The 20,600-nt window shown below is 71.8% G+C and carries 16 protein-coding genes; 3 read left to right on the top strand and 13 right to left on the bottom strand.

Features of this window, described 5'->3' with window-relative positions; genetic code table 11:
• Positions 1–71: 71 nt before the first annotated feature.
• Positions 72–2,843 (bottom strand): phosphoenolpyruvate carboxylase, encoded by a 2,772-nt coding sequence (gene ppc / locus JIW86_RS24235; RefSeq protein ID WP_374199276.1) that lies wholly within the window; start codon positions 2,841–2,843, stop codon positions 72–74.
• Between the two features lie 324 nt (positions 2,844–3,167).
• Between ppc and JIW86_RS24230 the strand changes: the two genes are divergently transcribed.
• Positions 3,168–4,169, top strand: a complete 1,002-nt coding sequence (locus JIW86_RS24230) for an acyl-CoA desaturase (RefSeq protein ID WP_257555975.1) — start codon at positions 3,168–3,170, stop codon at positions 4,167–4,169.
• Positions 4,166–4,840, top strand: coding sequence for a TetR family transcriptional regulator (locus tag JIW86_RS24225; RefSeq protein ID WP_386186608.1), 675 nt, complete (start codon positions 4,166–4,168; stop codon positions 4,838–4,840). Before JIW86_RS24230 ends, JIW86_RS24225 begins: the two co-directional genes overlap by 4 nt.
• An 82-nt stretch (positions 4,841–4,922) precedes the next feature.
• On the opposite strand, the gene JIW86_RS24220 is transcribed toward JIW86_RS24225, so the two are convergent.
• Positions 4,923–5,327, bottom strand: coding sequence for a VOC family protein (locus JIW86_RS24220; protein WP_257555973.1), 405 nt, complete (start codon positions 5,325–5,327; stop codon positions 4,923–4,925).
• Positions 5,328–5,329: 2 nt separating this feature from the next.
• Positions 5,330–6,187 (bottom strand): trans-aconitate 2-methyltransferase, encoded by an 858-nt coding sequence (locus JIW86_RS24215; protein ID WP_257555971.1) that lies wholly within the window; start codon positions 6,185–6,187, stop codon positions 5,330–5,332.
• 161 nt (positions 6,188–6,348) lie between these two features.
• Between JIW86_RS24215 and JIW86_RS24210 the strand changes: the two genes are divergently transcribed.
• Positions 6,349–6,846 carry a MarR family winged helix-turn-helix transcriptional regulator gene (locus JIW86_RS24210; protein WP_215144726.1) on the top strand — a complete coding sequence of 166 codons (498 nt, stop codon included), beginning with the start codon at positions 6,349–6,351 and terminating at the stop codon, positions 6,844–6,846.
• Here the strand turns inward: JIW86_RS24210 and JIW86_RS24205 are convergent.
• From JIW86_RS24205 to JIW86_RS24160, 10 genes are all read right to left on the bottom strand, one after another.
• Positions 6,805–7,575, bottom strand: coding sequence for a response regulator transcription factor (locus tag JIW86_RS24205; protein ID WP_215144724.1), 771 nt, complete (start codon positions 7,573–7,575; stop codon positions 6,805–6,807). The genes JIW86_RS24210 and JIW86_RS24205 overlap by 42 nt on opposite strands.
• 477 nt (positions 7,576–8,052) lie before the next feature.
• Positions 8,053–9,027: a UDP-glucose 4-epimerase GalE gene (galE, locus tag JIW86_RS24200; protein WP_257555968.1), complete on the bottom strand. Its 975-nt coding sequence runs from the start codon at positions 9,025–9,027 to the stop codon at positions 8,053–8,055.
• A 60-nt stretch (positions 9,028–9,087) separates the two neighbouring features.
• The gene (locus JIW86_RS24195) at positions 9,088–9,777 is read right to left on the bottom strand and encodes a response regulator transcription factor (RefSeq protein WP_215144766.1); all 690 of its coding nucleotides are present in this window, start codon (positions 9,775–9,777) and stop codon (positions 9,088–9,090) included.
• A gap of 128 nt (positions 9,778–9,905) precedes the next feature.
• Positions 9,906–11,606, bottom strand: coding sequence for a PQQ-like beta-propeller repeat protein (locus tag JIW86_RS24190; protein ID WP_257555966.1), 1,701 nt, complete (start codon positions 11,604–11,606; stop codon positions 9,906–9,908).
• A gap of 52 nt (positions 11,607–11,658) precedes the next feature.
• Positions 11,659–13,284, bottom strand: a complete 1,626-nt coding sequence (locus JIW86_RS24185; protein WP_257555964.1) for a PQQ-binding-like beta-propeller repeat protein — start codon at positions 13,282–13,284, stop codon at positions 11,659–11,661.
• A gap of 154 nt (positions 13,285–13,438) precedes the next feature.
• Positions 13,439–15,241: an ABC-F family ATP-binding cassette domain-containing protein gene (locus tag JIW86_RS24180; RefSeq protein WP_257555962.1), complete on the bottom strand. Its 1,803-nt coding sequence runs from the start codon at positions 15,239–15,241 to the stop codon at positions 13,439–13,441.
• 28 nt (positions 15,242–15,269) lie between these two features.
• The gene (locus JIW86_RS24175; protein WP_257555960.1) at positions 15,270–16,595 is read right to left on the bottom strand and encodes an acyltransferase; all 1,326 of its coding nucleotides are present in this window, start codon (positions 16,593–16,595) and stop codon (positions 15,270–15,272) included.
• 127 nt (positions 16,596–16,722) lie between these two features.
• On the bottom strand, positions 16,723–17,631 hold the full coding sequence (locus JIW86_RS24170; protein WP_257555959.1) for a 4-(cytidine 5'-diphospho)-2-C-methyl-D-erythritol kinase: 909 nt from the start codon (positions 17,629–17,631) through the stop codon (positions 16,723–16,725).
• Positions 17,628–18,530: a 16S rRNA (adenine(1518)-N(6)/adenine(1519)-N(6))-dimethyltransferase RsmA gene (rsmA, locus tag JIW86_RS24165; protein ID WP_257555958.1), complete on the bottom strand. Its 903-nt coding sequence runs from the start codon at positions 18,528–18,530 to the stop codon at positions 17,628–17,630. Before rsmA ends, JIW86_RS24170 begins: the two co-directional genes overlap by 4 nt.
• A gap of 12 nt (positions 18,531–18,542) precedes the next feature.
• A complete protein-coding gene (locus JIW86_RS24160; RefSeq protein ID WP_257555957.1) occupies positions 18,543–20,525 on the bottom strand; it encodes a transposase in 1,983 nt (660 codons plus the stop codon).
• Positions 20,526–20,600: the final 75 nt, after the last annotated feature.

The following is a 20,600-nucleotide window of genomic DNA, read 5'->3' as shown; positions in this document are numbered from 1 at the left end:
CGGACACGTCCGGCTCCGGATCCGTGTCCGTCATCCCGAAGGGTGACGGACACGGATACCGGGGCTCGGTGTCAGCCGGTGTTGCGCAGGCCCGCGGCCACGCCGTTGACCGTGAGCAGCAGGGCGCGGGCGAGCAGCGGGTCCGCGTCCTCGCCGCGGGCGGCCGCGGCGCGCTGACGGGCCAGCAGCGAGACCTGGAGGTAGGAGATCGGGTCCAGGTAGGCGTCGCGGACGGCGAAGGTCTGCTGGAGCACCGGGTGGGAGTCCAGGAGCTTCTCGCCGCCGGTGATGCGCAGGACCTCGCGGACGGTCAGCTCGTGCTCGGCCTCGATGCGGGCGAAGACGTGCTTGAGGTCGTCGGGTACGAGGGTGTCGACGTAGTGGCGGGCGATCCGCAGGTCCGTCTTGGCCAGCGTCATCTCGACGTTGGACAGGAAGTTGCGGAAGAAGTGCCAGCGCTCGCCCATCTCGGTGAGGACGCCGTCCTGGCCGGCCTCGCGCAGGGCCTTGAGGCCCGAGCCGACCCCGTACCAGCCGGGGACGATCTGGCGGGACTGGGTCCAGCCGAAGACCCACGGGATGGCCCGCAGGCCGTCGAGGCCGGCGCCGGAGTCGGGGCGGCGCGAGGGGCGGGAGCCCAGGTGCAGGTCGGCGAGCTGGTCGACCGGGGTGGCGGCGAAGAAGTACGCCGGCAGGTCCGGGTCCTCGACGAGCGCGCGGTACGCGGCGTGCGCGGCGTCCGAGACGGTGTCCATGGCCGCGTCCCAGCGGGAGAGGGCCTCGTCGGACTGGCGGGGGGCGGTGTGCAGGGCGGAAGCCTGCAGGGTGGCCGCGACGGTCAGTTCGAGGTTCTCCCGGGCCAGCGACGGCACCAGGTACTTGTCGGAGATCACCTCGCCCTGCTCGGTGACCTTGATCTCGCCCTCCAGGGTGCCCCAGGGCTGGGCGAGGATCGCGTCGTGGGAGGGGCCGCCGCCGCGGCCGACGGTGCCGCCGCGGCCGTGGAAGAGGCGCAGCCGCACCCCGTAGCGGTGGGCTACGTCGCGCAGCCGGCGCTGGGCACGGTGGATCTCCCACTGGGAGGTGGTGATGCCGCCGAACTTGGAGGAGTCGGAGTAGCCGAGCATGACCTCCTGGACGTCGCCGCGCAGGGAGACGAGGCGCCGGTAGGAGGGGTCGGCGAGCATCTCGTCGAGGATGACGTCGGCGGCCTTGAGCTCGTCGGTGGTCTCCAGGAGCGGGACGATGCCGATCTTGGCCCAGCCGCCGTGCAGGTCGATGAGTCCGGCCTCGCGGGCCAGGACGGCGGCGGCGAAGACGTCGTCGGCGCCCTGGCACATCGAGATGATGTAGGACTCGATGACCTCGGGGCCGAACTTCTCGAAGGCGTCCTTGATGGCGAGGAACACGCCGAGGGTCTTCTGTCCGGCGGCGTCGAGGGGCGCGGGGGTGGGGGCCAGCGGACGGCGCGAGCGCAGCTCCTTGGCGAGGAGCTTACGGCGATAGTCGCGGGGCATGTCCGCGTAGCGCCAGGACTCCTCGCCGAGCCGGTCGAAGAGCTGCCCGAGCGCGTGGTGGTGGGCGTCCGCGTGCTCGCGTACGTCCATGGTGGCGAGCTGCAGGCCGAAGGCGGCCAGGGTGCGGATGGTGCGGTCCATGCGGCCGTCGGCGAACAGGGCGCCGCGGTGCTCGCGCAGGGAGGTCTGGATGAGGGTGAGGTCGGTGAGCAGCTCGGCGGTGCCGAGGTAGTCGCGGCCTTCCTCGTGGGGGGTGCCCTTGGCGAGGCGCGCGCGGGTGTTGACGAGCTTCTGCCGGATGCAGGTCGCCTTCAGGCGGTACGGCTCCTCGGCGTTCAGCCGCTTGTAGCGCGGGCTGATCTCGGGGAGGCGTTCGAGGTCGGCCTGGAGGGAGGCGAGGAGTTCCTCGGTGGCGCCGGTGTAGCGGATGGAGTTCGACAGCAGCCCGCGCAGGAAGTCGATGAGCTCGAGGGCGTCGGTGATGCCGTGCTCGTGCTGGAGGATCAGCACGTCCCGGGTGACGTCGGGCGTGACGTTGGGGTTGCCGTCGCGGTCGCCGCCGATCCAGGTGCCGAAGGTGAGCGGGCGCGTCCCGGCGGGGAGCTCGACGCCGACGCGCTGGAGCTCGGCGGCCAGGTCCTCGAGTACGTCGCCCACCGCGCCGGCGTGCAGCTCGTCGAGGTAGTAGATGGCGTTGCGGGCCTCGTCGGCGGGCTCGGGGCGGACCACGCGCAGCTCGTCGGTCTGCCAGACGAGGTCGATGTTCTCGGCGAGGCGCAGGTCGTGGCGGCGGCGGTCGCCGGCGCCGGTGACGGGCTCCTCCAGCAGGGCGGCGATGCGGCGCAGCTTGTTGAGGACGCTGCGGCGGGCCGCCTCGGTGGGGTGCGCGGTGAAGACGGGGCGGACGTTGAGGTTCTTGACCGTCGCGCGCAGGTGCTCGGGGTCGGCGTCCTTGAGCATGTCGGCGGTGCGGGCGAGGAGCCCGCCCTCGGCGGCGCGGTGGGCGCGCAGTTCCTTGCCGCGGTGCACCTGCTCGGTGACGTTGGCGAGGTGGAAGTAGGTGGAGAAGGCGCGCACCAGCTTGGCGGCGGTCTCCAGGTCGGTGTCGCCGAGCAGGGCGGCGGCGGCTTCGCCGTCGGTGCGCGTCAGAGCGCGCACTTGTTCGACGAGGTCGAGGAGGTCCTGGCCCTCCTGGCGTACGAGGGTCTCGCCGAGGAGGTCACCGAGCCGGCGGATGTCCGCGCGCAGCTCTGCGTTGGCGGTGGCGGCCGGGGTGACGGGGGCGGCCGGCTGGGTGGCCAGGGGGGCCTGGTCAGCACTGCTCACAGGTGCGGCTCCTTGCAGTGTTCGAGCGCTACTGGGCGGTGGGCTCCCGACTGTGCGCGGCTCTGCCGCTCCTGATCACAGCCCGGGCTGCCCGTGCGGACCGCGCTGTCCGACGGGACCAGGATAGGTGTCCGATGCGCGTGCCTGGGCAAATGTCTCATCAGGCGGCTCGTGAACTGCTCGGGCGGCCGCCACGGCCCCCGGCAGCGCGGTCCTCTTGCCGCGGGACCCGGCTTTGCCATACTTACGATGCCGTAGGTTACGGGTCCGTAGGGTCCGTGGCCAGGGAGCCTGCCGACATCTCTCACCCCCCAGGGGACCCCCATGACCACCAGTCCCGATCTGATCGAGGACGCCTCCGCGTCCTCCGACACATCTGCCGCGTCCTCCGACACATCTGCGCCGTCCGCGACACTCGGCGGCGAGAACAAGCGGTCCATCGAGCAGATCGCCCTTCTGCTGTTCATCACCGTTCCCTTCCTGGCGCTGCTGGCGGCGATCCCGCTGGCGTGGGGCTGGGGGGTGAGCTGGCTCGACCTCGGCCTGATGGTCTTCATGTACTTCCTGGCCTGCCACGGGATCACCATCGGTTTCCACCGCTACTTCACGCACGGTTCCTTCAAGGCGAAGCGGCCGCTGCGGATCGCCCTCGCCGTGATGGGTTCGATGGCGGTGGAGGGTCCGCTGGTGCGCTGGGTGGCCGACCACCGCAAGCACCACAAGTACTCGGACCACGAGGGCGACCCGCATTCGCCGTGGCGGTTCGGCGAGACGCTGCCGGCCCTGATGAAGGGCCTGTGGTGGGCGCACATCGGCTGGCTCTTCGACGAGGAGCAGACCGATCAGCAGAAGTACGCCCCCGACCTGATCAAGGATCCGGCGATCCGGCGGATCTCGCGCGACTTCATCTTCTGGACGATGGTCTCGCTGGCGATCCCGCCGCTGGTGGGCGGTCTGGTGACGATGTCCTGGTGGGGCGCGTTCACCGCGTTCTTCTGGGGCTCGCTGGTGCGCGTGGCGCTGCTGCACCACGTGACGTGGTCGATCAACTCGATCTGTCACGCGGTGGGCAAGCGGCCGTTCAAGTCGCGTGACCGCTCGGGCAACGTGTGGTGGCTGGCGGTGCTGTCCTGCGGGGAGTCCTGGCACAACCTGCACCACGCCGACCCGACCTCGGCGCGGCACGGGGTGCTGCGCGGCCAGGTCGACTCCAGTGCGCGCCTGATCCGCTGGTTCGAGCAGCTGGGCTGGGCCTCGGACGTGCGCTGGCCCTCGGCGGACCGCATCGAAGCCCGCCGCAGGGAAAACGAGCCGAACGCGGCATGATGGGGGGCGTGGCGATCGACGGCGGTAATTCCAGCAGCGACAAGCCCAGGCGTGGCCGCCGGGTGCGGATGACGGGCGCGGAACGGCGCCAGCAACTGCTGGACATCGGCCGGACCCTGTTCGCGGAGAAGGGCTTCGAGGGCACCTCGGTGGAGGAGATCGCGGCGAAGGCCGGGGTGTCCAAGCCGGTGGTGTACGAGCACTTCGGCGGCAAGGAGGGCCTGTACGCGGTCGTCGTGGACCGGGAGATGCGCCAGCTGCTGGACGGGGTGACGGGCGCGCTGACGGCCGGGCACCCGCGGGAGCTGCTGGAGCAGGCGGCGTTCGCACTGCTGGACTACATCGAGTCCTACACGGACGGTTTCCGGATCCTCGTACGGGATTCCCCGGTCGCCCAGTCCACCGGCACCTTCGCCTCGCTGATCAGCGACATCGCCACGCAGGTCGAGGACATCCTGGGCCTGGAGTTCAAGGCGCGGGGCTTCGACCCGAAGCTGGCCCCGCTGTACGCGCAGGCGCTGGTCGGGATGGTGGCGCTGACCGGCCAGTGGTGGCTGGACGTACGCCGTCCCAAGAAGGCGGAGGTGGCGGCGCATCTGGTCAACCTGGCCTGGCACGGGCTGGACGGGCTGGAGTCGAAGCCGCAGCTGGTGGGCCGCCGCAAGAGCTGAACCCGTGCGCGCGCGTCGCGCGCGGTACGACGGCGCCCCGTCACCGGAGATCCGGTGGCGGGGCGCCGTCGTACGGTCGGCGTCAGCCGAGCGGTTCCTGGCTGTGAGGTTCCAAGAACTCGAGCCGGTTGCCCACCGGGTCCTCCGAGTAGAAGCGGCGGTGGCCCGGCAGGCCGTCGTCCCAGACGACCTCGGCGCCGCGTTCCTCCAGTCTCTTCGCATAGGCATCGATGCCGGTCACCCGCAGCCCGGGGTGGGCCTTGCGGGCGGGCCGGAACCCTCCCCCAGACTCCGTCCGGGGGGACCCCCACTCGACGCCGAGGTGCAGCTGCACGGGTCCGGCGGCGAACCAGCAGCCCCCGCGCGCGGCGAGGAGGGGCGGTTTGGAAATCTCCGTCATGCCGAGGACATCTGTGTAGTACGCGCGGAGCCGGTCCTCCGACCCGGGCGGCGCGGCGAGTTGGACGTGGTCGACTGCGGTGAGCACGGTCAGACCTCCTTGCGGGCGACGGCGAAGATCCGGCGGAACGGGAAGACGGTGCCGCGCGGGCCGGGCGGGTAGGCCTCGCGCAGCCGGTCGCGGTATTCGGTGAGGAAGGCGTCCACGGCGTCGTCGTCGTCTCCCAGCGCGGTGAGGACGGGCCGCAGCGCGGTGCCCTTCACCCAGTCGAGCACCGGGTCGGGACCGTGGAGCATCTGGTGGTAGGTGGTCTCCCAGACGTCCACGGCGCAGCCGAGCTCGGTGAACCGGGCGAGGTATTCGGCGGGTTCGAGCAGGTGGATGTAGCGGGCGCCGTGTCCGGCGAGCCGGGCCCGCCAGCGTGGGGCGTCGCAGAGCTCGGCGAGCAGGGCGTGGCTGGGGGCATTGAAGTTGCCGGGGATCTGGAAGGCGAAGGTGCCGCCGGGGCGCAGGCCGTTGATCCAGGCGCCGAAGGAGGCGGGGTGGCTGGGGACCCACTGGAGGGCGGCGTTGGAGACGATCAGGTCATAGGGCTCTTCGGGCAGCCAGGTGCCGAGGTCTCCGTGCCGGAACTCGAGGTTGCCGCCGCCCGCGGTGGGGCCGGCGTACTCCTTGGTGGCGCGGTGGAGCATCTCGGGCGAGAGGTCGAAGCCGGTGATGCGGGCCTCGGGCCACCGGTCGGCGAGAAGGCTGGTGACATTGCCGGGGCCGCAGCCGAGGTCGGCGATGCGGGCGGGCCGGGTGGGGAGTTCGGGTATGCGGGTCAGCAGGTCCAGGAAGGGCCGTGTGCGATGGCCGGCGTGCCGGAGGTACTGCTGGGGGTCCCAGGTGGGTGCGGAGGGTGCGGTGGCCGTGGGGATCCCGGCCTGCGTGGTATCGGAATACATGTTCGAGCCTCCCTGCTGGCGGGGCGGTCGGAAGCGGAATCAGTTCCGGCCCCCTCCATGCCCCATGGTCGCCGCATTTATATCTCGACGTCAAGATACTTGATCTCGAGATGCATGACATGAAGAGACTTCACGTCGACAGACCCCTTACACTGATCCGCATGGAGGACGAGGTCGACCGACTTGTAGCGGCATGGCGGCGGGAACGCCCTGACCTCGACGTGGAACCGCTCGAGGTGCTCAGCCGCGTCAGCAGGCTCGCCCGTCACCTCGACCGCGCTCGCCGGCTCGCCTTTTCCGAGCACGGCCTGGAGCCGTGGGAGTTCGACGTCCTCACGTCCCTGCGCCGCGCCGGCGCGCCCTATCAGCTCTCGCCCGGCCAGCTGCTGACCCAAACCCTCGTCACCTCCGGGACCATGACCAACCGGATCGACCGGCTCGCCAAGAAGGGCCTCGTCGAACGGCTGCCCGACCCCAGCGACCGCCGCGGGGTCCTGGTGCGGCTGACCCCCGAGGGCCGCGACCGCGCCGACCAGGCCCTCGCCGGGCTGCTGGCCCAGGAGCGGGCGATCCTGGCCCAGCTCTCGCGCATCCAGCGCGGCGATCTCGCCGCGCTGCTACGCCAGTTGACCGCTCCGTTCGACAACGTCCCCGGCTAGGTCGGCCGGTCGTACGCCGGCCCGCCGGGCCAGGGCCACCGCCGCGAGGGTGGAGTGCACCCCGAGCTTGCCCAGCACGTTCTGCATGTGGGTGCGGACGGTGTGCGGGGACAGGAACAGCCGCGCCGCCACGTCCTTGCGGCCCAGCCCCGCCACCATGCAGCGCAGCACCTCGTGTTCGCGCGGGGTGAGCGACTCGACGAGCCGTTCGCTGTCCGTACGGTGCTTTCGCGCGGCGGTCAGCTCACGGAGCACCCCGGTGAGCAGCGCGGGCGGCAGGTGCGTCTCCTCGCGCAGGACCCCCCGGATGACGGCCAGCAGCCGCGAGAGCGAGCAGTCCTTCGCCACCCAGCCGGACGCCCCTGCCTGCAGGGCGTGGGCTGCCCGCCGGGGGTCGTCCCGCTCGGCGAGCACGACCGTGCGCACCCCGGGGTGGGACACACGCACCCCCGCGACCAGTGCGATCCCGTCGGAGGCGGGCGGTGGGCCGGACGCGGACCCCGGCTCCCGCTGGCCGGGCACGCCCCCGGCGACGGCGCCGAGATCGGCGTCGACCAGCATGACGTCGAAGCGGCGGCCCTCGGCCACCGCGCGTTCGAGGCAGCGCAGTGCTGCGGGGCCACTGCCGGCCGCGGACACGTCCACGTCCGGCTCGGCCGCCAGTGCGGCGGCGAGCGATTCGGCGAAGATGCGGTGATCGTCGACCACGAGAACCCGGATACGAACCACAAAACCCCCAAGGGTCGGGGAACGGACGACGGCGGGTACGGCGCCCGGACCGGGTGATCCGCAGCTGCCTCGGCCGCCGCCGTGACATCTCTGCACTACCCCGGACCGGACGCCGTACCCGACTTGTCTCGACCCCTGAATCAACACCGGCCCCCACCGGTGTCACGCATCAGCGTAGGGCGCCGTGCCGCTCACGGTTGGCCGAATAGCAGAAGTTTTCCCGGGGATTTTCCGGCGCGGCCGTAGTGAATGGCCTTTATCGTGGCTTGATTTCGCCCGTACCGAAGGTTCGGTTGGCGGTTTCCTGACCGGCGCGTGCCACGGGCAGTTGCACGGTGTGCATTTCACCCGGCGTGTGCACGCCGGGCGCCCGCGCGCAGCGCCCGGCGCCAGCGCACCGCGGACATGCGCGCGCCCCCCGCACCGGGCAGGTGCGGGGGGCGCGTGGGAAGGGCATGTTCCGGAGGTTCGGAAGGTTCAGGAGGTGTGCGTCCGCGCGAAGTTCCACGCGTCCGTGATGATGCCGGTGAGGTCCGATCGGCTCGGAGTCCAGCCGAGGCGCTCGTGGGCCGTCCTGGCCGAGGCGACCAGCGCCGCCGGGTCGCCCGCCCGGCGCGGGGCGACGACCTCGGGGATCTCCCGTCCGGTGACCTTGCGGACCGTCTCGACGACCTCGCGGACCGAGAACCCGCTGCCGTTGCCCAGGTTGCAGATCAGGTGCTCCCCGGCGGCGGCCGCCTCCAGCGCGGCCAGGTGGGCCTCCGCCAGGTCCGCGACGTGGATGTAGTCGCGCACGCAGGTGCCGTCGGGGGTCGGGTAGTCCTCGCCGAACACCGAGATCGACTCGCGTTCGCCCAGGGCCACCTGGAGGACCAGCGGGATCAGGTGGGTCTCGGGGCTGTGCCGCTCGCCGAACTCCCCGTACGCGCCCGCCACGTTGAAGTAGCGCAGGGACACCGCGGCCAGGCCGTGCGCCACGCACTCCCCCGCGATCATGTGGTCCACGGCCAGCTTCGAGGCCCCGTACGGATTGGTGGGCGCGGTCACCGAGGCCTCGGTCAGCAGGCCCTCCGTCGGCTCCCCGTAGGTGGCGGCGGTGGAGGAGAAGACCAGCTTGTGCACGCCCGCCTCCCGCATGGCGGCCAGCAGGGCGAGCGTGCCGCCGACGTTGTTCTCCCAGTACTTGCCCGGGTTCACCACGGACTCGCCGACCTGCGAGGAGGCCGCGAAGTGCAGCACCGCGTCGTAGGAGGAGTCCAGGTGGCGGGCCGCGTCCTGGATCCGGCCCTCGATGAAGGTGGCACCCGCCGGCACCCCCACGCGGAAGCCCGTGCTGAGGTCGTCGAGGACGGTGACCTCGTGGCCCGCCTCCAGCAGGTGGGCGGCGACCACGCTGCCGACGTATCCGGCGCCACCGGTTACCAGGTACTTGTGCTTCGCCGTCTCGCTCACTCGCCTACTGCCTCTCGCGGGGGAGCACACGCGGGTGCGCGCGCGTGCTGGATCGTGCCGTCAAACTACCGTCTGGCCGGCCCCCGCCGGTGCCGCCCGGTCCAGCAGGCCGGTACGGGCGGCCAGCGCGGCCGCCTCGAGCCGCGAGCCCACGCCCAGCTTCATCAGCACCCGCTGCACATGCGTACGGGCGGTGCTCGGCGCGATGGCCATGCCCGCGGCGATCAGCCGGGTGTCCTCGCCCTCCGCGACCCGGACCAGCACCTCCACCTCGCGCGGGGTGAGCAGCCGCAGCAGCCGGCTGCCCTCGTCGTCGGGCTGGGCGGCGGGGTTGAGCAGCTCCGCGAAGGCGCTCTGCAGCAGCTGCGGGGCGATCGCCACCTCGCCCGCCCGGGCCTTGGCGAGTGCCCGCTCCACGCCCTCGATCCGCTCGTCGTGGCGTACGTACCCCGAGGCGCCCGCGGCGAAGGCGGCCGCGATCCCGCGCGGGCTGGGCACCGGGCCGAGGACGACGACGGCGATCTGCGGGCGCTCCCGCTTGATCCGGACGACGGGTTCGAACACCCCGGGCTCGGCGGGGACGGCGGTGCCGAGGAGGCAGACCTCCGGGGCGCGGCTGATGACCAGTTCGGCGGCTCCCGAGGCCGGGGCGGCAGCGGCGAGCACCCGGTGACCGCGCAGTTTCAGGGCCGAGGCAAGCGCCTCGGCCAGCAGCCGGTGCTCGTCGACCACCACGACCCGTACGCCCATTGCGGCACCCACCCCCGACCCTTCTGCCCCGGCAAGCTACACGCTTGTTCGACGGTGCGCGGGGGTTACCGCGCAGAAGCCCCCGGAAGGCGGACCTTCCGGGGGCTTCGTGGACGCGGGCGGACGGATCAGCTCGCGGTGAAGGAGCTGAAGATGAACTCAGGGTCGGACGTGGCGGAGTACGGCTTCTTGACCGTCACACGGGCGATGAAGAGCTTGCCGTTGTGGTAGCGGTACTCGTGGTGGCCGACCAAGTAGGCCGTCTCGATGCGCTGGGTCGTCTTGTCCGACGGGTTCTCCATCAGGACGGTTTCCTTCATCGTCTTGCCGTCGATGCTGACGATCTGGCCGCCCTTGTCGTAAGGGGGCTCCTTGTAGGCGATGATGTTCGACCCGTCCATGCGCAGCGGGAACAGCTTGTGCCGCTCGCCCGCGAGGGCGGCGTCGTTGGTCTGCTTGCCGGTCTCCAGGTCGAAGGAGAGCAGCTCGTTGGTCTTGCCGTACGGGTCCTGCCCCTGGTGCTCGTACGAGGGCAGGTAGAGCTTGCCGTTGCCGATGACCATGCCGGAGCACCGCTCGACCTCGGTCTCGCACTCACCGCCGAAGGTGCCGGAGGAGAGCGAGATGCGCGCCTTCAGCTGGCCCGCGGCGTCGACGACGAAGAGGTCGCTCACGCCGCTGGCGTTCTTGGCGGTCTTGCCGACGTCGGCGGCGACGATCAGCGGCTTGGTGGAGACGATGCTGGCGTATTCGATGCCCGCGGAGAGCTTGTACGAGGACTGCGGCGCGCCGGTGGCCGGGTCGAGGACCTGCGCGTACAGGGACGGGTTGCCGCTCTTGCCGCACTTGCGCATGACGGCGAGGGCCTCGCCGCCGGCGTAGCCGGCGTCGTAGCAGCCTTCGGCGTCCGTCTTGGGCAGCCACAGGGACTTGCCGTCGGTGAGGTTCCAGGCGGCGCCGCCCGAGGTGCCGCCTGCGGCGACCGTCTGCCCGCTGAGGGTGACCTCGTTGTATTGCACGGGCTTGTCGCCGCTGGTGGCGCTCTTGGCGTTGCCGGTCCAGAGGAGCTTGCCGGCTTCCAGGTCGATGACGCCGACCTCGGTGCACGGCGGGTACTTGACCTCCGGCGTGGCCTTCGTGGGCCGGAAGATCACCGCCGACTTCTTGTCGCTGACGTGCGGGGTGGCGCCGCAGATCTCACCGGGGAGCGGCACCTCCCACTTCTTGCCGCCGTCGACGAGGTTGTAGCCGACGATCTTGAACACATCGGACTTGACGTAGGTGGAGTCGGTCAGCCAGGACCCGGGGACCTGGACCATCTCCTCCGGCGTCGGGCTCGGCTGGTTGAGCAGCACCTTCGACTTGGTGTTGGCGGGCACCTTCTCGGTACCGCCCGCGCCCGCCTGGGCCTTGTCGTCGCCCGGCTTGGCGGGACCTCCGTCCGCGGTGTCCTTCTTGCCGTCACCGTCGCCGGAGACGTACCAGAAGCCGCCGCCGACGATCAGGACGATCGCCAGCAGGGCCGCGCCGACGATCATCAGCTGATTGCGCACGTCGTTGCCGCCGCCGCCCGAGCCGCCGGCCGGGGGCTGGGCGGTGTGCATCGGCGTGGTCGGCGGCCCGAAGGGCGGCGGCGTGCCGGGCTGCTGCGGGTAGCCGTAGCCCGCTCCGGGCTGCTGCGGGTACCCGTACGCGGGCTGCGCGGGCGGCTGCTGCGGCGGCGCCGGGGGCATGGACGGCGGGGGCGGGGCGAACCCGCCCGGGGCAGGATCCTGCGGCGCGCCGAAGCCGCCGGACGGCGGCTGGCTGGGGGGCGGCGGGGTACTCATGCGTTGCTACTGCCTCTCGCTGGGCGGCTCGGTGGCGGCTCGGTGGACGGGTTCACTTGCCGAAGACCATCAAGAACTTCTCGTCCTTGCCCTGGGCCTGCAGACGGATGGCGGAGATGAAGAACCGCCCGTCCACGTAGTCGACCTCCGGGGAGTAGAAGGTGCTCTCCACCTCCGCGGCCGGGCCGGACGGGTGGCGAAGGACCGCGGTGGGCGTGCCTCCGCCCGCCGGGATCGTGAGGACCTCGCCGCCCATTGCGTCCAACGCCGTCCGGTAGATGACCAGCTGGCCGTTCGCTGCCTTGAGCGGCACGATGGTGCGCATGTCCCCTGCGGGAACACGCCACTTGGCCTTGCCCGTGCCCAGGTCGAAGGCGACGACCTCGTTGGCAGTGAGGAGGTCGGTCGTCGTGGGCATGTAGAGGGTGCCCGCGTCGACGACGGCGGTGGCGCAGCCCTGCAGCGAGTCGTCGTGGTTCATCCCGCACTCGGTCGAGAAGCTGCCCTCGCCGGTGACGGTGGCGCGCTGCTTGCCGTCGGGGCCGAGGACCACGATGGAGCGTTCCTTGGAGTTGTTCTTGTTGCCGAGGTCGAGGACGATCGGGTCGAGGGAGAAGACCCGGTTGACCTTCCAGCCCTTGGGGAGCCGGTAGGACCAGGTGCTCTTGCCGGTGGCCGGGTCGATGTCCTGGACCTCGACGGTGCTGTCGGCGTCGTGGCAGGTGGCGATCCCGAGGATCTTGCCGCTGCCCGCGGGGTAGGCACCGGGCATGCAGCCCTCGGTCGGGCTGGCGAAGAGCTTGTCGCCGGTGCTGAGCTTGAAGGCGCTGGCGCGGCTGAGGCGGCTGACGGTGACGATGTCCCCGGTGATGGCCAGTCTGGGGTCGATGAAAAGGTCGAACGCGCCCTCCTTGGGCACCTCCTTCGACCAGCCCTCCTTGCCCGTCTTGAGGTCGATCAGCCGCATCTGGTTGCAGTTGGCGCTGGTCGACTCGCCGTCCCGGTACATGACGACGGTCTTGCCGTCGGCGGTGGTGTGGCGTGTGACGGCGCAGACCGCGGCGGGAAGGGACAGCGTCCACTTCTGCTTGCCGTCGGCGACCGCGTAGCCGGTGACGGCCTTGTCGACGACCTTGACGACGGCGTCGCCCACGACCCACTGGCCCTCGGAGTGCACTCCGGCGGCGGGGCCGTCGATCTTGACGGTCTTGAGCCAGAGGACCTTGTCCTCGCCCTGCTTGCGGCCGGAGTTGAGGTCGGCGTCGCCGCCGCCGTTGCCGCTGCCGTCTCCCTTGTCGATGGAAGGGGAGCCGGAGGGCTTGGCGTCGGGCGAGGTGGACTCCTGCGCGACGGGCGGCTTCGGGTCCTTGTCGTCGCCCCGGAAGAAGGCGAAGTACGTGCCGGCACCCAGGACGAGGACGCCCGCGACCGCCGCGGCGATCAGCGCGGTCGCCTTCTTCTTCGGCGGCGTGCCGGGAGCACCCGGCGGCATCGCGGGCGCGCCGGGGGGCGGCGGCGGGTAGTTGTACGCCGGCTGCTGCTGGACGGTCGGCGGCTGCTGGGCGTACGGGTTCGCGCCCTCCGGCGGGTAGCCGTAACCGGGCTGCGGCGGGCCGGGCAGGTGGCCGTAACCCGAAGGTGTCGGCGGCTGGTTCGGCGGCTGGGGCGGCTCGGTCATCAGCGCATACCTTCGGTGTCAGGGGTCGGGGAGGATGACCTTTCTATCACTCACGCAGGCCATACGCCGGGCCGGTCCACCCCCTGTACCCAAGGGCGGACCGGCCCGTGACGCCGTCGTTATCCGGCCAGTTGGCCTCGCGGGCCGCCGGAGGCTACGCCTCCTCGGCCAGCTCCAGCCAGCGCATCTCCAAGTCGTCGCGGTCCGCGAGGAGTTCCCGGAGCTCCGCGTCGAGCTTGGCCACCTTGTCGTAGTCGGTGGAGTTCTCGGCGATCTGGGCGTGCAGGCCGCTCTCGCGGTCGGAGAGCTTGTTCAGCTGCCGCTCGATCTTCTGGAGCTCCTTCTTCGCGGCGCGGGAGTCCCCCGAGGCGCTGGACTTCGCCGCGGCGGCGGCCGGGACGGGCGCCGGGGTGGCCGCCTCGATCATCCGCTGACGGCGCTCCAGGTACTCGTCCAGGCCGCGCGGCAGCATCCGCAGGCTCGCGTCGCCGAGCAGCGCCATCACGGTGTCGGTGGTGCGCTCGATGAAGAACCGGTCGTGGGAGATCACGATCATCGAGCCGGGCCAGCCGTCGAGGAGGTCCTCCAGCTGGGTCAGGGTCTCGATGTCGAGGTCGTTGGTGGGCTCGTCGAGGAACAGGACGTTGGGCTCGTCCATCAGCAGGCGCAGGATCTGGAGCCGGCGCCGCTCACCGCCGGAGAGGTCGCCGACCGGCGTCCACTGCTTCTCCTTGGTGAAGCCGAACTGCTCGCACAGCTGGCCCGCCGTCATCTCGCGGCCCTGGCCGAGGTCGACGCGGTCGCGGACGCGCTGGACGGCCTCCAGGACGCGCAGGGACGGGTCGAGTTCGCCGACCTCCTGGGAGAGGTAGGCCAGCTTGACGGTCTTGCCGATGGTGACCTTGCCCGCGGCGGGCTGGGCCTCGCCCTGGGTACGGGCGGCCTCGGCCAGGGCGCGCAGCAGGGAGGTCTTGCCGGCGCCGTTGACGCCGACGAGGCCGATGCGGTCGCCGGGGCCCAGGTGCCAGGTGAGGTGCTTGAGGAGGGTCTTGGGACCAGCCTGGACGGTCACGTCCTCCAGCTCGAACACGGTCTTGCCGAGGCGGGCGTTGGCGAAGCGCATCAGCTCGGAGCGGTCGCGCGGCGGCGGCACGTCGGCGATCAGCTCGTTGGCGGCCTCGATGCGGTAGCGGGGCTTGGAGGTCCGGGCGGGGGCGCCGCGGCGCAGCCAGGCCAGCTCCTTGCGCATCAGGTTCTGCCGCTTGGACTCCTCGGTGGCGGCGATCCGCTCGCGCTCGGCGCGGGCGAAGACGTAGTCGCTGTAGCCGCCCTCGTACTCGTGCACGTCACCGCGCTGCACGTCCCACATGCGGGTGCAGACCTGGTCGAGGAACCAGCGGTCGTGGGTGACGCAGACGAGGGCGGAGCGGCGCTCCTGGAGGTGCCGGGCCAGCCAGGAGATGCCCTCGACGTCGAGGTGGTTGGTGGGCTCGTCGAGTACGAGGAGGTCCTGGTCGGCGATGAGCAGCTGGGCGAGCGCGATGCGGCGGCGCTCGCCGCCGGAGAGCGGGCCGATGACGGTGTCCAGGCCCTGCCCGAAGCCGGGCAGGTCGAGCCCGCCGAACAGGCCGGTCAGGACGTCGCGGATCTTGGCGTTGCCGGCCCACTCGTGGTCGGCCATGTCCCGGATGATCTCGTGGCGGATGGTGGCCGCGGGGTCGAGGGAGTCGTGCTGGGTGAGCACGCCCATGCGCAGGCCGCTGTTCTGGGTGACCCGGCCGGTGTCGGGTTCCTCCAGCTTGGCGAGCATACGGATGAGGGTGGTCTTCCCGTCGCCGTTGCGGCCGACGACACCGATCCGGTCTCCCTCGGACACGCCGAGGGAGATGCCGTCGAGCAGGGTACGTGTGCCGTACACCTTACTGACTGCCTCGACATTGACCAGATTGACGGCCATCAGACGCGCTCCAGGGAAAGGGTGTGGATCAGCCCCTCAGCCTAACCCTCCGGGCCGGGCCGGACCGTTCCACCAGGAGCCAGCCGCCCAGTGCCATGCCGATCGCGGCCGGCGCGGTGACCGGCAGGGCGATCAGGGTGGCGCTGTGGCCGTCGAGCAGGCCCCCGAGACCGGTCATCGACAGGCCGAGGATGCCCAGCAGGCAGAGGGTGATGCCGAGGGCGGCGCGGGGGCCGCTGCCGGGGGCGGTGGCGCCGGCGCTCGCGGCCGGGGCCTCGAAGCGCCGGAAGAGGGCGACGAGTACGCCGGTCAGCGCGGCGGCGAGCAGGATCCGTACGGGAACCTGCGCCCACCAGGCCGCGGACGCGGGCTCGGGGAGGGGGACACCCAGCGCGAGCTGGACCCCGTACACGCCGAGCATGGCGGTGAGGTGCCAGAGGAAGGCCGTCATGGCGATCCCGTTGGCGGCGACCACGCCCCGCCAGACGCGGGGGCGGGCGAGCCAGGCGGTGGCGGGCCCGGCAAGGAGCTGGACCGCGCCGACGAGCCACATCCCGTGCGCGAGCAGCGCGAGGGTCGGCGGGGCCATGTTGGACACCTTCTCCCCCGGCATCCCGACCATGGACAGCGGGTACGGCCCGTACGCGACGAGCAGGACCGCCCCGGCGAGCCCGGCGGCGGCCAGGGCGGCGGGCCGGCGGATCCGGCCGTCGGCGCGCAGGAAGCCGAGCTGGTGGACGGCGAGCCAGACGAAGGCGAAGTTGAGGAACTCGACGTACGGGACCCCGAGCGCGAAGCGCAGTACGTCGACGACGGCGGCCGCGGCGACCAGCGCCCCGAAGGCGGCCCAGCCGTGGCGCTCGTGCAGCTTCAGCAGCGGCGGGGTGAAGGCGACCATCGCGAGGTAGATCCCGATGAACCAGAGCGGCTGGGTCACCAGCCGCAGCGCGGCCCCGGTCAGCCCGCCCCCGCCCCGCCCGGCGAGCTGCACGGCGAGCGCGGCGGCGGCCCAGACGAGGACGAAGACGAGGGTCGGCCGCAGCAGCCGCCGCAGCCGGGCCCGCAGGAAGACGGCGTAGACGGGGGCGTCGGTGCGGCGGGCCAGGGAACGGTAGGACAGGGCGTGCGAGAACCCGCCGACGAAGAAGAAGACGGGCATGACCTGAAGCCCCCAGGTGAGCACCTGGAGCCCGGGCACGAGGGCGAGCAGGTTCCCCATGCCGTCACTGCTGACGGCGGCCATCAGCCAGTGCCCCAGCACGACGGTCCCGAGCGAGGCGACCCGCAACAGGTCGACGTACCGGTCCCGCGTGGCGGGCGTGGCGGTGGCCATGGCGCGTGCGCTGACTGTCATGGCCCTAAGGTCGCCGCCGCGGGGCGTCTCCCGACAGGGTGCGGATACTCAACTCCCGCCTAGGTACCCGCTACTGGGGCTCCGCCCCAGACCCCGGGGGCTGGCCCCCGGCAACGGCGGCGCGGGGTCAGGACGGCAGGACAGTGGCGCCCGGGGCCGGGGACGCGGCCACACGGGTGGCACGGCACGTGCCCGAGGCATCCAGCGCGGCAGCCACCTTGGCGGCGGCTTCCGCATCCCGGACCAGGAAGGCCGTCGTGGGCCCGGACCCGGAGACCAGCGCGGCCAGCGCCCCGGCCCCGGTGCCCGCGTCCAGCGTCGCGGCCAGCTGCGGCCGCAGCGACAGGGCGGCCTCCTGGAGGCCATTGGCCAGCGTGGCGGCCAACGCGTCCGGATCCCCCGAGGCCAGGGCCGCCAGCAGGGCCGGCGAGGCCTGCGGCTCCGGGATCCGCGTACCGGCGGTGAGCCGGTCGAACTCGCGGAACACCGCCGGGGTGGACAGGCCCCCGTCCGCCACCGCGAACACCCAGTGGAACGCCCCCGCGTCCACCGGGGTCAGCAGCTCGCCCCGGCCCGTGCCGAGCGCGGCCCCGCCCACGAGGCTGAACGGCACGTCACTGCCCAGCTCCGCGCAGATGTCGAGCAGTTCGGCCCGCGGCGTGCCCAGGCCCCACAGGGTGTCGCAGGCCAGCAGGGCCGCCGCGCCGTCCGCGCTGCCGCCCGCCATGCCGCCCGCCACCGGGATGTTCTTCGCGATGTGCAGGTGGACCGCGGGGGCGATGCCGGCCCGGGCCGCCAGGATCTCGGCGGCGCGCGCCGCGAGGTTGGTGCGGTCCAGGGGGACCTGGTCGGCGTCCGGGCCCGCGCAGGTCACGGTCAGCTCGCCGGCCACGGTCGCCGTGACCTCGTCGAACAGCGAGACGGCGAGGAAGACGTTCGCGAGGTCGTGGAAGCCGTCGGGGCGGGCCGCGCCCACCGCCAGTTGCACGTTGACCTTCGCGGGGACCCGTACGGTCACGGTCGTGCGCTCGCTCACAGCGCGGGCCTCTCCGCCGCGGGCTTGTGCTCGGCGATCGCGGCGAACTCCTCCACCGTCAGCGACTCCCCGCGCGCCTGCGGCGAGATCCCGGCGGCGACCAGCGCCGCCTCGGCTCCCGCCGCCGACCCGGCCCAGCCGGCCAGCGCCGCGCGCAGCGTCTTGCGGCGCTGTGCGAAGGCCGCGTCCACGACGGCGAAGACCTCGGCCTTCGTGGCAGTGGTCTTGATCGGCTCCGCGCGCCGCACCAGCGAGACGAGACCGGAGTCGACGTTCGGCGCGGGCCAGAAGACCTTGCGGCCGATGGACCCGGCGCGCTTGACGTGCGCGTACCAGTTGGCCTTGACGGAGGGCACCCCGTAGACCTTGTTGCCGGGCTCGGCGGCGAGCCGGTCGGCCACCTCCGCCTGCACCATCACCAGGGTCCGCTCGATGCTCGGGAACCGGTCGAGCATGGTCAGCAGGACGGGCACGGCCACGTTGTACGGCAGGTTCGCCACGAGCGCGGTCGGCGCCGGGCCGGGCAGCTCGGTCACCAGCATCGCGTCGGAGTGGACCAGCGCGAAGCGGTCCTTGCGCCCGGGCATCCGGGCCTCGATGGTGGCGGGCAGCGCCGCCGCCAGGATGTCGTCGATCTCGACGGCGGTGACCCGGTCGGCGGCCTCCAGCAGCGCGAGCGTCAGCGAGCCCAGGCCGGGGCCGACCTCGACGACCACGTCGTCCGGCCGCACCTCGGCGGTACGCACGATCCGGCGCACCGTGTTGGCGTCGATGACGAAGTTCTGGCCCTTCTGCTTGGTCGGGCGCACACCGAGTGCGGCGGCCAGCTCCCGGATGTCGGCCGGTCCGAGGAGGGCATCAGAAGGGGTCTCGTTGGGCTGCTGCTCTGCGGTGCTCACCGGCTAAGCGTCTCAGATCAGCGGAGTGATCCCGAGCCGGACTTGGTGTCCGGCACAGAGATCGCTTCCCACCGCGGTGGGGTGGCGTGGGCGTGGAGGTGGAATCCCGCGCCCAGTGCCGCTCCTCGTGGCCGGTGTCGGCGCTCGGTGGGTGTGCTGATCGTCGTCACGTCCTGGTGCCGGTCGGCTGCGCGGGGCAGTCGGGGCCGGTCCGTGTGAGCGTGTCCCTCCGGACGCTGGCCTGCCCGGCCCGAGGGCATGGCAGGGGAGGGTGTCCGGCGTCGCCTGGGCGTCGGACGTGTTGCCTTGTGCCGGGTGGGTCCGGTTTTGGATCGGTCCCGCCGGGTCGTCTGCTCGGCAGCTGGTGTGATGACCGAGGCCGCTTCGAGCGTGTCGACGACGGTGCGGATGGCCATGGCGCCTGTGGTGCGGTCGGTGACGGTCTTGCTCTGGTGGGTGAGACCACGTGCTGCGATGCGCTGCCAAGCACCCTGATCGCGGTCGCCCTGCCAGCCACAGCCCGGGCAGATGGCCCATTTCCAGCCCAGGGTGGTGGGCCGGTCGGGGGCTTTGCGGTGCCGCAGCGGGGTGAGGCACCGAGGGCAGTGCCTGGAGGTGTTCCTGGCTGGGACGGCGACGACAGCTACCCACCTCGGCAGCCAGGTGCCGCATGCGGTCGACGATCTGCCCGCGCACCTGCTGGGAGAGGCACGTGTTCATGGTCCGGCTCATGCCTCTGGCCTCCAGCGAGCGGAGGTCTTCGACATAGACGACGCTCGCCCCGGCGGCCACGGCCTGGTCGACCGCCCACCTGGCGGCGGCCCAGGCCAATGCGTCATTCAGTTTCGACCGCCGCGCGCAGACGCGGCTGATCTCCTCGCTCAGAATGGCGTGCTTCGCGGCCAGGCCGTGCTGCTTTTCGTCTCCGGCAGTGAGCCGCTGGTAGCGGTCAGCCTTGGCGTGCAAGAACTCGGACAGTCGGCGCAGCCGGTGCTGTTTGGAGAGGACACCCGCCGCCCGGAACATGCCCCCGGCCCCCAGGACGGTGATTCGCCCGTTCTCGTTGAGCCGCACTGCTCCGGCAGACAGGAGGGTGTTGAGGCCCCAGTCCACACCGAGGGCCACCGTGTACCCACTGCGAGCCGATTTCGGCACGGCGTATGTGGCGGAGAGATCAACGAGGACCCGCCCCTGATGCGGGCGGAGGGTGGGCAGGTGCAGCACCGCACCGGCGGGGATCGTCGGGGGCAGCGTGATGGGGCAGGTCACCCAGGTCCAGTCGCGTTGGGACCGCGGGTCGGGCCGGGAGGGGAGCTTCAGGCGCAGCAGTGCGCGGCCTGGTACGTCCGCCCGCTCGATGGTGGCCTGCTGCCCGTCGCAGGCCGACAGCAACAGCATTCGAGCTGCCCTGGGCGCGTTCTCCACCTCGAACACGTCAGCAGGCATCCGGCCGTTCTGCCTGATGAAGGCGGCGATCTGCCGGGTGCGGGCCTTGATGACGCTGGACGGCAGATGCCGACCGTGCGGCGCCGCCGCACGCATCGCGTCCCACTCCTGGCCGGTGCGCCTGGCAGGGTCGGCCGGCCAGGTCGCGATCACCGCGCCCGTCAGCTCACCGCGCCACGTCGCCGAGCGCAGGATTCGACCGGCCTGCTCCTGCGCCATCCGAACGATCCGGTCATTGACGCGGCACCCCTCACGTGGCGCGGTGCCCCAGTCCAGCCGACGCAGCGCCATCCACGCGTTCGTCGGCAGCTTCCGGCCACCCGCATCCTCGCCGGTCGCGAGCACTTTCACATCGGCAGCGTTCCAGTGCTCGGCCAGCAGCCCGGCAGCCATGTCCGCCACCAGATCGGCACACCAGCCGACGCGTTCCACCAGCACGGAGGCAGTCAGCGGCTCGCCGGTTTCCGCATCCACACCTGTCCGCAACACACAACGGGCAACGATCGTCCGGGCACTTTCGCCTGCGGTGAGCCGCACCTTCCGTCGCATCCCTCGCCTCCACCACCAGTGCTGTCATCCGACCAACGACACTCATGACGAAAGGTCACTCGTTCGACCCACGAA

It is taken from the genome of Streptomyces sp. NBC_00162, from assembly GCF_024611995.1.
In the GTDB taxonomy this organism is placed as follows: domain Bacteria; phylum Actinomycetota; class Actinomycetes; order Streptomycetales; family Streptomycetaceae; genus Streptomyces.
The sequence above is the reverse complement of the archived record's forward strand: the minus strand, read 5'-3'. Positions and strand labels throughout refer to the sequence as shown.

What these genes read in the sequence shown, in the direction of transcription:
- JIW86_RS24180 (WP_257555962.1), bottom strand. Translation starts at nt 15,241, where the DNA reads ATGGCCGTCAATCTGGTCAATGTCGAGGCAGTCAGTAAGGTGTACGGC.
- JIW86_RS24195 (WP_215144766.1), bottom strand. Translation starts at nt 9,777, where the DNA reads ATGGGCGTACGGGTCGTGGTGGTCGACGAGCACCGGCTGCTGGCCGAG.
- JIW86_RS24185 (WP_257555964.1), bottom strand. Translation starts at nt 13,284, where the DNA reads ATGACCGAGCCGCCCCAGCCGCCGAACCAGCCGCCGACACCTTCGGGT.
- JIW86_RS24190 (WP_257555966.1), bottom strand. Translation starts at nt 11,606, where the DNA reads ATGAGTACCCCGCCGCCCCCCAGCCAGCCGCCGTCCGGCGGCTTCGGC.
- JIW86_RS24215 (WP_257555971.1), bottom strand. Translation starts at nt 6,187, where the DNA reads ATGTATTCCGATACCACGCAGGCCGGGATCCCCACGGCCACCGCACCC.
- JIW86_RS24160 (WP_257555957.1), bottom strand. Translation starts at nt 20,525, where the DNA reads ATGCGACGGAAGGTGCGGCTCACCGCAGGCGAAAGTGCCCGGACGATC.
- JIW86_RS24225 (WP_386186608.1), top strand. Translation starts at nt 4,166, where the DNA reads ATGATGGGGGGCGTGGCGATCGACGGCGGTAATTCCAGCAGCGACAAG.
- JIW86_RS24210 (WP_215144726.1), top strand. Translation starts at nt 6,349, where the DNA reads ATGGAGGACGAGGTCGACCGACTTGTAGCGGCATGGCGGCGGGAACGC.
- JIW86_RS24175 (WP_257555960.1), bottom strand. Translation starts at nt 16,595, where the DNA reads ATGACAGTCAGCGCACGCGCCATGGCCACCGCCACGCCCGCCACGCGG.
- JIW86_RS24230 (WP_257555975.1), top strand. Translation starts at nt 3,168, where the DNA reads ATGACCACCAGTCCCGATCTGATCGAGGACGCCTCCGCGTCCTCCGAC.